The organism is Streptococcus mitis, assembly GCF_000960025.1.
GTDB lineage: Bacteria > Bacillota > Bacilli > Lactobacillales > Streptococcaceae > Streptococcus > Streptococcus mitis_DH.
The window spans coordinates 103,538-116,724 of record NZ_JYGQ01000001.1 but is presented as its reverse complement, the minus strand read 5'-3'; the positions used below and the strand labels follow the sequence as shown (position 1 = coordinate 116,724).

The following is a 13,187-nucleotide window of genomic DNA, read 5'->3' as shown; positions in this document are numbered from 1 at the left end:
AACTTCTTTTTTAGTATCATACAAGCAAATTTTAATCCTGCATCTGACGTTTCACCTGATAAGGAAGATACAAGACTTGTAAAGCCAAACCAGCTCCCAGCAAGGCTAAAAGGGCAAGTTTTTCTTGGAAGGTCACAAGACCGACGACTAATTCCACAAGTAAAACAAAACTGGTCAACCCTCGAACTACAGCCTGCAAGCCTTTTTCCTTTTGCCCCTTGTCCAGTGGAAAAAGTTGGGTCAAATACTGGTAGTCAAAGGCATGATAGAGGGCCAACAACTGGAAGAGCAAGAGGTAGTCAAAGAGAACTACCACTGCTGTCGCAATCCAAGCTTGCTCGATAAAGACCTGCGCCAGTATGGAAAGCAAGAGCAGACGGAGACTGAGAGCAAAGAGGTCTCCATTTCGCAGATAAGAACGCAGATAGAGATTTTGCCAAATCTTTCCAGGCACCTTCTGAACAGTCTTTAGGATAAAGTCCAGATAGGCACGACGTTTGACACTGTTTGAAATTCCTTTTACCTGCGTAAAGAGAGCGAAGAAACGAAGCAAGACTTGCTTACGCTTGCTTTCTTGAGAAATAACATAGTCCCAGTTCAGTCCAGTTTCAGTAAAAAATTTGCTGGCCTTTTGACGAAAGAGGAAATATTTACTTACTCCCAATAAAAGCACATAGACCAGAAAAACAGGCAAACCATAACCCATTGCCAAAAATAAGGGCGCAAATAACAGCAAGAAAAGGGTCTGGATAAAGAGCCAAAAGACTAGGGAAATGCCCGTTTGACGCTTGAGGTGGAGCTTGATTTCCTCTTCTCCAACCAAGAGAAAGAGCTTGTCTGGAGCCTCCATATAAGTGGCAATTCCACCCCAAAGCAAAAGTAAAACAGACGTAGTTCCTACAAACAAAAGAATAGGCCAATGATTTTCAGGAAAATGTTGCAAGAGTTGACTGTACTGGTAGGCTAGAAAGCCCAGCAGAACAAGCAGGAACAAGACAAAGTGGTCATTGAGAACATAGCGCAGATAACCAAGACACTCCTTACGAAAAGCCTGCTTTCTCTTTAAAAACAAGTCTTTCATAGCTCCTCCTCTTTGGTCAGAGCCAAGTAAATATCATTCAAACTGGCCTCAGGCATATCAAAGGCTTCGCGCAGTTGCAGGAGATTCCCCTTAGCACGCACCTCTCCCTTGTGAAGAATGACAAAGGCATCACACATCTTCTCCGCCGAATCCAGCACGTGAGTACTCATGAGAATAGACTTACCCTTTTGCTTTTCCACTTCCAAAAGCTGAATCAAGTCTGCAATAGCCAACGGATCAAGACCAAGGAAAGGCTCATCCACGATAAAGAGACTCGGATCCACCACAAAAGCACAGATAATCATGACTTTCTGCTTCATCCCTTTTGAAAAATGAACAGGGAACCAGTCTAATTTCTTATCCAGACGGAACATTTTTAACAAAGGCTCCACTCTCTCAAAAGCCACTTTCTGCTCAATACCATGAGCCATGGCAACCGTTTCGATATGCTCTCTGAGGGTCAATTCCTCATAAAGGCTGGGCGTCTCAGGAATGTAGCCAATTTGCTTGCGGTAGCTCGTTGCATCTTCTTGCAGGGTCAAGCCATTGATATTGATAGAACCGCTATAAGGTGTCAAGAGACCGATAATCTCATTGATTGTCGTCGATTTACCAGCACCATTGAGACCAATCAAACCGACCAGCTGCCCACTTTCAACAGTAAAGGACACATCTTTCAAGACAGGGACATGGACATAGCCACCTGTCAGGTTTTTAATTTCTAACATATTTTCTCCAAATCTGGTATAATGTAGCTATATTATATCAAAATTCAATACAGTAGAGGTAGATTTTATGTCAGATTGCATTTTTTGTAAAATCATCGCAGGGGAAATTCCTGCTTCAAAAGTATATGAAGATGAGCAGGTTCTTGCCTTTCTTGATATCTCTCAAGTGACACCAGGACACACCTTGGTCGTGCCAAAAGAACACTATCGCAATCTTTTAGAGATGGACGCTACGAGCGCCAGCCAACTCTTTGCCCAAGTACCAAAAGTAGCTCAAAAAGTCATGAAAGCTACCAAGGCTGCTGGCATGAATATCATTGCCAACTGTGAAGAAGTCGCTGGTCAAACAGTCTTTCATACCCACGTTCACCTCGTGCCTCGCTACAGTGCGGACGATGACCTCAAGATTGATTTTATAGCCCACGAACCAGACTTTGACAAACTTGCTCAAGTCGCTGAAACCATCAAAAACGCCTAAGGAGTTGCCATGAAATTATCCAACCTACTGCTATTTGCAGGAGCTGCAGCTGGAAGTTATCTGCTCACAAAAAATCGCCAAACCATCACAGATGAAGTCTTGAGCACTACTGACCGCGTTCAAGCTATCAAGGACGATGTAGATATTATCCAAAATAGCCTGCAAATCATTGACCAGCAAAAAGAACTCATCAAGGAATATCAAGAAGACCTGACTTACAAGTTTAAGGTCTTGGAAAAGGATATCCAGACTAGACTAGCTGTTATCAAAGAAACACAGGAAACTGAAGATAAGTAAAAAGAGCCATCAACTTTCCTTAAATCCATTTTAGGTTGTCAGGTCCAAACAAAAAGAGGAAAGAAAATGAAACAGTTTTTTAAAATTCTGGCACAGATCATCCTAATCCCTTGTGGTTGCCTTAGCCTTCTTGCGGTCCTAGCATTTCTAGTACTGTTTTTTGCTTTCAGAGCCTCACCGATTGACATTCACAAGGGAAATAACACCCTCAAACAAATCTTTGTTTCCCTTGATCTCCCTCCTAAAAAAGTAGAATCAGATGGACACTATGAATTCGAGGGCGGAGGTTTACATTTTTATGTTACTTTCTCAGATGAGGTCATCAATACTCACCCTGTCCTAAAAGAAAGTCCAAAACTCACCAAAAATCAACTTGAAGTCTATGTCCTAAACACAGGAGATATTTCCTACCATTCAGTAGAAGACAACTTATTCAATCATGGTTTATTGCGATTTTTAGAGGAGGAAGGCGAGAAGTATTTTCGAGAAAACGGAAAGAAATCAAATTATTCTTACACAATTCTAACCTTATGGGATCAGGAAAGTCTAAAAAAGGGAATTGCTTTCTATGAAAAAGCCTTGACTTTGGTGGATATTCAGGATAACTCAGCAATCAAACACATTGATACCGTTACCATCAAGCCTGGTAAAGAAGCGGAAATCAAGCAACTCATCCAAGATATGGATGCAGCTGGCTTACTCAAGCAAAAGTATAAATAATAGGCTAACTGGAAAATGATTTTTCGACACTAAATTTTCAAAGATAAGACAAAAAGAGCCCAACGGCTCTTTTTACTTTTATTCTCCTTCAAAGGCATCTTTAATATGGTCAAAGAATCCCTTTTTCTTTGGATTGACTTTTAAATCACCAGCAGCTGCGAATTCTTTCAAGGCTGCTTTTTGGCTGTCGTTCAAGCCTGTCGGTGTTACGACATTAACTGTAACGTATTGGTCACCAATTGCACCACCACGAAGGCTCGGAGCTCCCTTGCCACGTAGACGGAATTTCTTACCAGTCTGAGTTCCCTCTGGGATAACCAATTCAACATCACCGTGAACAGTTGGGATATCAACTGTGTCACCAAGAGCTGCTTGGACAAAGTTGAGGTTGAGATTGTAGAAGATAGTCGTTCCTTCACGTTCAAACTTGTCGCTGGCTTCCACAGAAACCACTACATACAAGTCACCATAAGGTCCACCGTTAAAGCCTGCTTCACCTTGACCAGCTAGGCGAATTTGTTGACCTGTTTCCACACCAGCAGGGATTTTGACATGTACACTATGGGCTTGTTTTTCATGCCCTGTTCCGTGACAAGTTGTACATGGATCTTTGATTTCTTTTCCGCGACCGTGACAGACATCACAGGTTACTTGGCGACGCATCATACCAAGTGGAGTCTGTGTATCGACGTTAATGACACCAGCGCCATGACAGCGTCCACAAGTGACTGGACTTGTTCCTGGCTTAGCACCTGAGCCATTACATGTACTACAGCTTGCTTCACGATTGTACTTAACCTCTTTTTCAGCTCCAAAAATAGCTTCTTCAAAGGTCAAATTCACACGGTATTGGAGGTCATCCCCCTGACGAGGAGCATTTGGATTGCGCGAAGTACCGCCTCCGCCGAAGAAACTTGAGAAGATATCTTCAAAACCACCGAAGCCTCCTGCCCCATCGAAACCTCCGAAACCACCAGCTCCACCAAAACCACCGTTTGCTCCAGCAGCACCGTATTGGTCATAAGCAGCACGTTTTTGGTCGTCACTCAAAGTCTCATAAGCTTCCTGAACTTCCTTGTACTTTTCCTCAGCACCAGGCTCCTTGTTGATATCTGGGTGATATTTTTTCGAAAGCTTACGATAAGCCTTTTTGATCTCGTCTGCCGAAGCGTTTTTTGACACCCCCAGACGATCATAAAATTCAGTATTGTTCATACAATATACCAAGACCGTAAAATTCGACTGAAAAATAGGAAATCTGACGCTGGAGCGATACTCCTAGGCAGATTTATCTTTTTTCCGAGAATTTAGGTCGGGTTCAATTCCTTTCTTTTATATTGAGTAAGAAATTTGGGAACCCGTGTTCAATTCCCTGAACACATTTGTTCCTTTCTATTGATATTTTGAATCAAACCTCGATTTAGGTCGGGTTCAATTCCTTTCTTTTATATTGAGTAAGAAATTTGGGAACCCGTGTTCAGTTACGAACACCCTTGTTCCTTTCTATAATTTATAAGTAAATCTTTAGAGGGTGTTTTCTATACTTTGCTTCACTTGATCAAACTCTTTGTCCGATAGAGTAAAAATCAAGTCCTCTTCTGAATATTCGTTCTGTTCTTTAAAATAGTTGTCCGTATTTTCTGCCAACCCTAAACTTAGAATCACTTTCCTTGCAAACTCTTGATGTGCAAAACCGATAGCCGTAATGATCTGTTTATCTTGCACAAGGGCTTTCGGTTGGAAATTCTCACGTGGAAGAAATTCAAAATAGTCAAAGAAGTTTTGCCAAATTCCACCTGTAAATTTCGTGTCGTTCAACAAGCCTGCTTTCGCCAATAAAAGAGGCGCTGAAGAAATAGCTGCAATTAAGACATCTTGCTCATCGAGACCTTTCAAAAACAAAATCAATTTCTCATCCTGTAGAGCAGGCCCTATATTTACCATTCCTGGCAAAATCACACAAGAATAATCTTCTATACGGATTTGATCCAATGTTTTCGTCGGTTGACAGGGCAAACCATCCTCAGAGACCACCATCGAATTCTCAGAAGCTACATAATCAATCGTGATATCAAAAGACAGAGCTAAAGTACTTGTTAAAGTGGTTATCTCATAAAGAGAAAAATTAGGATAAATGACACAAAGTACTTTTTTCATACGCAACATCCTCTATTTTATCGAAAAACAGAGGCTGGGTTGCAACCTCTGGATTTCTTCTTATACTCGCCTGATTTTCAAGCTCGGGATAAAATAGTCCACTGGACTATTTTATTTTTCCGTAAACTCTCCGTCTACGACGTCATCGCCTGCGTTTCCTGTTGCTTGTGCGCCTTCTGCTCCTGCTTGAGCTTGTTGGGCTGCTGCAGCTTGTTCGTAGAGTTTAACAGCAAGTCCTTGAGCTTTTTCGTTCAAAGCTTCAAGTTTTGCTTTCATTTCGTCCAAGTTGTTGTCTTCTTGAGCTTTCTTAAGGTCATCAAGGGCAGCTTGGGCAGCGTCACGTTCTGCGTCGAAACCTTTTCCTTCAGTTTCCTTGATAGTCTTTTCAGTCGCAAAGATAGCTTGGTCTACTTCATTACGAAGGTCAACTTCTTCTTTACGTTTCTTATCTGCTTCAGCGTTAGCTTCTGCATCTTTCATCATGCGGTCGATTTCTTCGTCAGTCAAACCTGAGTTAGATTGGATCACAATAGTTTGTTCTTTTTGAGTTCCAAGGTCTTTAGCCTTAACAGACACGATACCGTTCTTGTCGATATCAAATGTTACTTCGATTTGAGGAATTCCACGAGGTGCAGCTGGGATATCTGTCAATTGGAAACGTCCAAGAGTCTTGTTATCTGCTGCCATCGGGCGTTCACCTTGAAGAACGTGGATATCAACGGCTGGTTGGTTGTCTACTGCTGTTGAGAAGACTTGTGATTTAGATGTTGGAATTGTTGTGTTGCGGTCGATGAGTTTTGTGAAGACACCACCCATTGTTTCGATACCAAGTGACAATGGTGTTACGTCAAGAAGGACAACGTCTTTGACATCACCAGTAATCACACCACCTTGGATGGCAGCACCCATGGCAACAACTTCATCAGGGTTTACTGATTTGTTTGGTTCTTTACCAGTTTCAGCTTTAACAGCTTCTACAACGGCTGGGATACGAGTTGAACCACCAACAAGAATCACTTCGTCGATTTCTGACAAGCTCAAACCTGCATCTGAAAGGGCTTGACGAACTGGAACTTTTGTACGTTCTACAAGGTCACGAGTCAAATCGTCAAATTTCGCACGAGTCAAAGTCATTTCCAAGTGAAGAGGTCCAGCCTCACCTGCAGTGATAAATGGCAAGCTGATTTGTGTTGAAGTTACACCAGAAAGATCTTTCTTCGCTTTTTCAGCTGCATCTTTCAAACGTTGCATTGCCATCTTGTCAGTAGACAAGTCAATACCGTTTTCTTTCTTGAATTCAGCTACCAAGTGGTCAATGATTTTTTGGTCAAAGTCGTCACCACCAAGTTTGTTGTCCCCTGCAGTTGACAATACGTCGAAGACACCGTCACCCAATTCAAGGATAGAGACGTCGAATGTACCACCACCAAGGTCAAATACCAAGATTTTTTCTTCTTTATCAGTCTTGTCCAAACCGTAAGCAAGAGCGGCTGCAGTTGGTTCATTGACAATACGTTCTACTTCAAGACCAGCGATTTTACCAGCGTCTTTTGTTGCTTGACGTTGAGCGTCGTTGAAGTAAGCAGGAACTGTGATAACTGCTTTAGTCACTTTTTCACCAAGGTAGTCTTCAGCGTAGCCTTTCAAGTATTGAAGAATCATAGCTGAGATTTCTTGTGGAGTGTATTCTTTTCCATTAGCAGAAACTTTTTCAGAAGTTCCCATTTTAGATTTGATAGAGATGACTGTATCTGGGTTTGTAACTGCTTGACGTTTCGCAGCGTCACCAACGATGATTTCGCCGTTTTTGAATGAGACTACAGATGGAGTTGTACGGTTTCCTTCTGGGTTTGCGATGATTTTGCTTTCAGTTCCTTCAAGAACTGCAACTGCTGAGTTTGTTGTACCTAAGTCAATACCGATAATTTTAGACATGTGTTTTTCTCCTTAAATTTTATATTCTATTTTTCTTTTTGATACTCTTCTTAAGTGGCGACGCCGTCAGAGCTTGACTTCGTCAATCTCTTTGACTAAACTTTGAGCCTAAGGTCTAAAAGTTTGCGCAAATAGCGCCACGGCGAAGAGTATCGTCTTTGGTTCGCTTCGCTCACTATTGCAAAGCCAAATATATTTTATCTTTCTTCATAGTTTATTGTCGTTTCGGACAAGTTTTTTAAGTTCTCTAGCCTAGTTGTACACCACTACCATAGCTGGGCGTAGGATGCGGTCATGGAGTTTGTAGCCTTTTTGGAAAACTTGAGCGATGGTATCTGCTGGGTGTTCATCGTCTGCTGGGAGAGTTTGGATAGCCATATGGTAGTTATGGTCAAATTCACCGTCAGCTGCGATTTCTTCGATTCCTTCTTCTTTCAAAGCGTGAATCAAGCTTTCTTGCACCATTTCCAAGCCCTTCTTCACATCATCTGTCAAACCTTCAACTGCGAGTGCACGCTCTAGGTTATCCAAAGAAGGGAGAATCGCTTTTGCCAAGTCCTGGCTACGATAACGTTGCAAGTTTTGACGTTCTTCATTGGCACGGCGTTGGATATTTTGCATTTCTGCATGAGCGCGAAGGTATTTGTTTTCGAACTCATCTGCACGTTCATTTGCCAAGTCCAACTCAGATTTCTCAGGAGTTGTTTCTTCTACCGTTTCCACAACTTCCTCTTCTTGGACTTCTTCTACTTCTTCATTTTTTATATCTTGGGCCATTTTCGCCTCCTTTAATGATTTCAATCTTAATGTACTTCGTAATGATTACTGCTGAGGTAGCGATAAAAATCTGTCAACTTCATGGTCAAAACACGGTTGACCACATTGATTTGGTTGATTAGCTGTTGGTAATCCAGATTGACTGGACCGATAATGGCTAGAATTCCAACTCCCCGATAAGGAATGAGGAACTTGCTACTAATCACCGCTAGATCAGCTAGACAGGACTCTTGACTGTCTGCAACACGGACGTTTTGCATCTGATCTTCACGCAACCCCTCACGAATCTCCAGAGCCACCTTTTGCAGTTGGTCAAAGAACTGATAAGCTGCCAGATTGGCAAAATTCAAGAGATTAACCTTGCCCGCCACCACAATGTTTTCGTTGAACATTTCCTTAAAGATGTGTTCAAAGAGATCAATCACATTATCCGTTGTTGTGAAGTAACGCTGGATAATCTGCGGAATCTCCGTCCGAATCTTGTAGTGAATATCTAGAACGGTATGGCCGAGGAAACGTTCCTGAATGATGCTCTTCAGTTTCAGCAAATCCTCCTGCAAAAAGTTCCTTGGAATCAGAAACTGACTGGTAACCGTTCGAGACTCGTCTAGGGTGAATACTGCCAAGGCTGTATGTTGCCCCAAAACAACGATATCAAAGGCTGTCAACCGTTGCTTGCTCGGCTCAACATCCAGTGCTACTACCGTACAGCCACTCAAGTCTGTCAGTAGATTAGCAGCCTCTTGCAGAATATCCTCCAATTTGAAGAATTCCTGATCAAAGGCTTTGACAATCTCGTAAACCTCATTTTCAGCCAGTCGATCAAAATCCAGTGAGTGTTTCACATAGTACTGAAAACCAGCAACACTTGGCATCCTACCACTTGAAGTATGAGCCTTCTCAAGCAAACCTTGCTTTTCTAGAGCCGCCATGTCATTACGAATAGTTGCACTGCTAGAGTTAATAGACTCTTGCAAGGCTTTGGATCCGACAGGTTCGTGCGTTTTGGTAAAGATGTCAATAATCAGATTTAGAATATCCTGCTGACGCTCTGTAACCACCTCATCACTCCTCTCTGTCTGATCGATTAGCACTCGATGCACTCAAGTGCTAACTTATGATTCTATTATACACCCTTAAAAGAGAATGTCAAGATAAAAACTCAAAAAATTAGCACTCTTTTATCAAGAGTGCTAAAAATCAGTCTGAAGACCTAGAAAAAAAAAGACCGCCCTCAGGCAATCTTTCTTCTATATTAATAAAGATCTAAATAGTTATCAATTTCCCATTGTGAAACGAAGGTTGCATAACTTGCCCATTCAATTCGTTTGGCTTCAAGGAAACTAGTATAGATATGTTCTCCAAGAGCCGCTCTAACAACTTCATCTTCTGTCAAAGCTTTCAAAGCGTTGTGAAGAGTTGATGGAAGGTCTGTAATACCAGCTTCCTTACGCTCTTCTGCTGTCATGATGTAGATATTTTCTTCGATAGGAGCTGGTGCTTCAATTTTGTTTTCAATACCATGCAAACCAACTTCCAACAGCACAGCCATCGCGATATATGGGTTTGCCATCGGATCCACTGAACGTAACTCAAGACGAGTTCCCATACCACGTGAAGCAGGCACGCGCACAAGTGGCGAACGGTTACGACCAGCCCAAGCAATGTAAACAGGTGCTTCATAACCAGGAACCAAACGTTTGTATGAGTTAACTGTTGGGTTCATGATGGCAGTATAGTTGTAGGCATGCTTAATCAAACCGCCAAGGAAATGGTAGGCCGTTTCTGACAACTGCATTCCTTTTGGATCATTTGGATCAAAGAAGGCATTGTTTCCTTCTTCATCAAACAAGGACATATTACAGTGCATACCTGATCCAGCAATACCAAATTTTGGTTTAGCCATAAAGGTTGCGTAAAGCCCATGTTTGCGAGCAATGGTTTTAACAACAAGTTTAAAGATTTGAATCTTATCACAAGCACGGAGAACTTCATCGTACTTGAAGTCAATCTCATGCTGTCCAACCGCAACCTCGTGGTGACTCGCTTCTACTTCAAATCCCATTTTGGTCAAGACATTCACAATCTCACGACGTGTGTTGTCCGCAAGGTCAGTAGGCGCCAAATCAAAGTAGCCACCCTTGTCATTCACTTCAAGTGTTGGATCTCCATTTTCATCCAACTTAAATAGGAAGAATTCTGGCTCTGGCCCAAGGTTGAAGGATTTGAATCCCACTTCTTCCATGTGACGAAGAGCACGTTTCAAATTGCCACGAGGGTCTCCTGCAAATGGTTCACCTTCTGTTGTATAGACATCACAGATCAAACCTGCAACACTTCCATTTTCATCTCCCCAAGGGAAGACTGTCCATGTATCCAAGTCTGGGTACAAGTACATATCCGACTCATTGATACGTACAAAACCTTCAATAGAAGATCCATCAAACATAGCCTTGTTTGACAAGACTTTATCTAACTGTTCATCTGTAGCAGGAATTTCGACGTTTTTCATGGTTCCCAAAATATCTGAGAACATGAGACGAATAAAGGTAACATTTTTTTCCTTGACTTCACGACGAATATCTGCAGCTGTGATTGGCATGAGTTTTCTCCTTAATGTATGACTACTTGCGGTTGCCTAACCGCGACCAAAAGGTGACCGTACTGAAGCAAAGCGACCTTGTTGGAGGAGTTCATTATGAAGTGCACGACGCACCTCAGTCTGACTCACCGCTTTCTTGGATTTCGCTTCACGTTCAGCATATTTTTTCTTAATGGCAGCGATATTATAACCTTCAGAGATATAATCTTTGATTTCAAGCAGACGATCCATGTCATTCAAGGAATACATGCGACGGTTCCCTTCGTTTCGATCAGGCTTAATCAACTCTTGATCTTCATAATAACGAATCTGACGCGCCGATAGATCGGTCAACTTCATAACACTGCCGATAGGAAAAACAGCCATATTTCGGCGAAATTCTTTTTCCTTCATTTACAATTTCCTTCTTTCTGTCTATTATAGTCTAAAAAAAGACAAACGTCAATTGATAATGTTATAAAATGTAACATTATTTTTCTTTTTTCTCAAAAAAGAGCCGAATGCGGTCAATATCATAATTTACGAGAATTGCGACAAAAACTCCCATGAAAGTTTCTGATACACGCGCAAATACGTACAAAATCGTCTCGCCACTCGGAATCGATAGGGTAATGATTAACATAGCCGCTACACCACCAATTACACCTGCTTTATTATTCATAGCTACATTTGTCATAATGGTTAACATGGTGCAGATTGGAACAACTACTAAAGTTACCCAAAAGGCTTCATGGAAAAAGGTATTTAATAGGAAGAAGACCAGGGCATAGAGGCCACCGATACTATTTCCTAGAATACGCGAAGTCCCAAAATGGACACTCTTATCAAAACTCTCCCTCAGGCTAAAAACGGCTGTCAAAGCACCGATTTGAAGACCTTTCCAACCAAAAAAGCCAAAAATCAAGAGAACTAGAAAAACAGCAATACCTGTTTTAAAGGTTCGCATACCAAGTTTGAACTGGGATTTATCGAATTTATATTTTTTAAAATAACTCATAATCTCAACTTTCTATTTCCATTTTATCATAAATTGGCTGATTTTATGAGGAATAGTTGAGAGGAAGCGTTTTTATTTTAAGCAAAAGAAAAGAGGAACTTTCATTCCTCTCTTCTTTGATTTGTTTATAAAATCTTATTTTTCTGTCAAGGCTGCAAGTCCTGGAAGAACTTTACCTTCGAGAAGTTCCATTGAAGCACCTCCGCCCGTACTAATCCATGAGAACTTGTCTGCACGACCAAGGTTAATCGCTGCGGCAGCTGAGTCACCACCACCGATGATTGATTTAACTCCTGGTTGTTTCACGATAGCGTCCATCACACCGATTGTACCAGCTTGGAAATCTGGGTTTTCAAATACACCCATAGGTCCGTTCCATACAACTGTTTTGGCACCAGTCAAAGCTTCGTCAAATTTGGCGATAGATTTTGGACCGATGTCAAGACCAAGGAAGCCTTCAGAAACTGCTTCACCTTCAGTGTCACGCACTTCAGTGTAACCAGCAAATGCGTTAGCTTCTTTTGAGTCAACTGGCAAGATCAATTTACCGTTTGCTTTTTCAAGAAGAGCTTTCGCAACATCCAATTTGTCTTCTTCTACAAGTGAGTTACCGATTTCGATACCTTGTGCTTTGTAGAATGTGTAAGTCATACCACCACCGATAAGGACTTTATCAGCTTTTTCAAGCAAGTTTTCGATAACACCGATCTTGTCTGAAACTTTTGAACCACCAAGGATAGCCACGAATGGACGTTCTGGAGTTTCAACTGCTTCTTGGATGTAGGCAATTTCGTTTTCAAGAAGGAAACCAGCAACTGCTTTTTCAACGTTTGCTGAGATACCAACGTTAGATGCGTGTGCACGGTGAGCTGTACCGAATGCATCGTTTACGAAGATACCATCTCCAAGTGATGCCCAGTATTTACCAAGTTCAGGATCGTTTTTAGATTCTTTCTTGCCGTCAACATCTTCGTAACGAGTGTTTTCAACCAAGAGAACTTGTCCATCTTCAAGAGCGTTGATAGCTGCTTCCAATTCAGCACCACGAGTGACACCTGGGAAAACAACGTCTTGGCCCAATTTAGCTGCCAAGTCTGCTGCTACAGGAGCAAGTGATTTACCAGCTTTATCAGCTTCTTCTTTCACACGTCCAAGGTGAGAGAAAAGAATTGCACGTCCACCTTGTTCGATGATGTACTTAATAGTTGGAAGAGCTGCTGTGATACGGTTGTCGTTAGTGATTACGCCATCTTTCAATGGTACGTTGAAGTCAACACGAACGAGGACTTTTTTACCTTTCAAGTCAACGTCTTTAACAGTAAGTTTTGCCATGTTACAAAAACCCCTTTATTTATTTTATTCGAAACTATTATATCACACTTTGGAAATATAAGGAAAGATTTCACAAGATTTTT

The 13,187-nt window shown here is 41.7% G+C and carries 14 protein-coding genes; 3 read left to right on the top strand and 11 right to left on the bottom strand.

The annotated features are described in order from the left end of the window. Positions 1–31 precede the first annotated feature (31 nt). Together TZ91_RS00640 and TZ91_RS00635 are read right to left on the bottom strand one after the other, a co-directional pair. Positions 32–1,081 (bottom strand): ABC transporter permease, encoded by a 1,050-nt coding sequence (locus tag TZ91_RS00640; protein WP_045596913.1) that lies wholly within the window; start codon positions 1,079–1,081, stop codon positions 32–34. Beyond that, entirely contained in the window at positions 1,078–1,809 is a 732-nt protein-coding gene (locus tag TZ91_RS00635; protein WP_033687348.1) for an ABC transporter ATP-binding protein, read from the bottom strand. The genes TZ91_RS00640 and TZ91_RS00635 overlap by 4 nt, the downstream gene beginning before the upstream one ends. Positions 1,810–1,876: 67 nt before the next feature. Here TZ91_RS00635 and TZ91_RS00630 point away from each other — a divergent pair, with 67 nt between their 5' ends. From TZ91_RS00630 to TZ91_RS00620, 3 genes are all read left to right on the top strand, one after another. Further along, positions 1,877–2,287 (top strand): HIT family protein, encoded by a 411-nt coding sequence (locus tag TZ91_RS00630; protein ID WP_001278320.1) that lies wholly within the window; start codon positions 1,877–1,879, stop codon positions 2,285–2,287. A gap of 9 nt (positions 2,288–2,296) precedes the next feature. After that, positions 2,297–2,584 carry a hypothetical protein gene (locus tag TZ91_RS00625; protein WP_033687347.1) on the top strand — a complete coding sequence of 96 codons (288 nt, stop codon included), beginning with the start codon at positions 2,297–2,299 and terminating at the stop codon, positions 2,582–2,584. A 66-nt stretch (positions 2,585–2,650) separates the two neighbouring features. After that, positions 2,651–3,304, top strand: coding sequence for a hypothetical protein (locus TZ91_RS00620; protein ID WP_033687346.1), 654 nt, complete (start codon positions 2,651–2,653; stop codon positions 3,302–3,304). A gap of 78 nt (positions 3,305–3,382) precedes the next feature. Here the strand turns inward: TZ91_RS00620 and dnaJ are convergent, their stop codons facing one another. The 9 genes from dnaJ to TZ91_RS00575 form a co-directional block, all read right to left on the bottom strand. Beyond that, positions 3,383–4,519 carry a molecular chaperone DnaJ gene (dnaJ, locus tag TZ91_RS00615; protein WP_033687345.1) on the bottom strand — a complete coding sequence of 379 codons (1,137 nt, stop codon included), beginning with the start codon at positions 4,517–4,519 and terminating at the stop codon, positions 3,383–3,385. A gap of 309 nt (positions 4,520–4,828) precedes the next feature. Then, complete coding sequence (locus TZ91_RS00610) at positions 4,829–5,461, bottom strand: DJ-1/PfpI family protein (RefSeq protein ID WP_033687344.1); 633 nt, start codon at positions 5,459–5,461, stop codon at positions 4,829–4,831. Between the two features lie 111 nt (positions 5,462–5,572). Next, entirely contained in the window at positions 5,573–7,396 is a 1,824-nt protein-coding gene (gene dnaK, locus TZ91_RS00605) for a molecular chaperone DnaK (protein WP_033687343.1), read from the bottom strand. A 252-nt stretch (positions 7,397–7,648) separates the two neighbouring features. Beyond that, positions 7,649–8,173 (bottom strand): nucleotide exchange factor GrpE, encoded by a 525-nt coding sequence (grpE, locus tag TZ91_RS00600; protein WP_000046038.1) that lies wholly within the window; start codon positions 8,171–8,173, stop codon positions 7,649–7,651. Between the two features lie 26 nt (positions 8,174–8,199). Continuing rightward, entirely contained in the window at positions 8,200–9,234 is a 1,035-nt protein-coding gene (hrcA, locus tag TZ91_RS00595; protein WP_033687342.1) for a heat-inducible transcriptional repressor HrcA, read from the bottom strand. 194 nt (positions 9,235–9,428) lie between these two features. Beyond that, a complete protein-coding gene (gene glnA, locus TZ91_RS00590; protein WP_004255939.1) occupies positions 9,429–10,775 on the bottom strand; it encodes a type I glutamate--ammonia ligase in 1,347 nt (448 codons plus the stop codon). 36 nt (positions 10,776–10,811) lie between these two features. Further along, on the bottom strand, positions 10,812–11,168 hold the full coding sequence (glnR, locus tag TZ91_RS00585) for a transcriptional repressor GlnR (RefSeq protein WP_000659548.1): 357 nt from the start codon (positions 11,166–11,168) through the stop codon (positions 10,812–10,814). Between the two features lie 76 nt (positions 11,169–11,244). Beyond that, entirely contained in the window at positions 11,245–11,772 is a 528-nt protein-coding gene (locus TZ91_RS00580; protein WP_020902185.1) for an FUSC family protein, read from the bottom strand. 135 nt (positions 11,773–11,907) lie between these two features. Next, a complete protein-coding gene (locus TZ91_RS00575) occupies positions 11,908–13,104 on the bottom strand; it encodes a phosphoglycerate kinase (RefSeq protein ID WP_001096743.1) in 1,197 nt (398 codons plus the stop codon). Positions 13,105–13,187 lie beyond the last annotated feature (83 nt).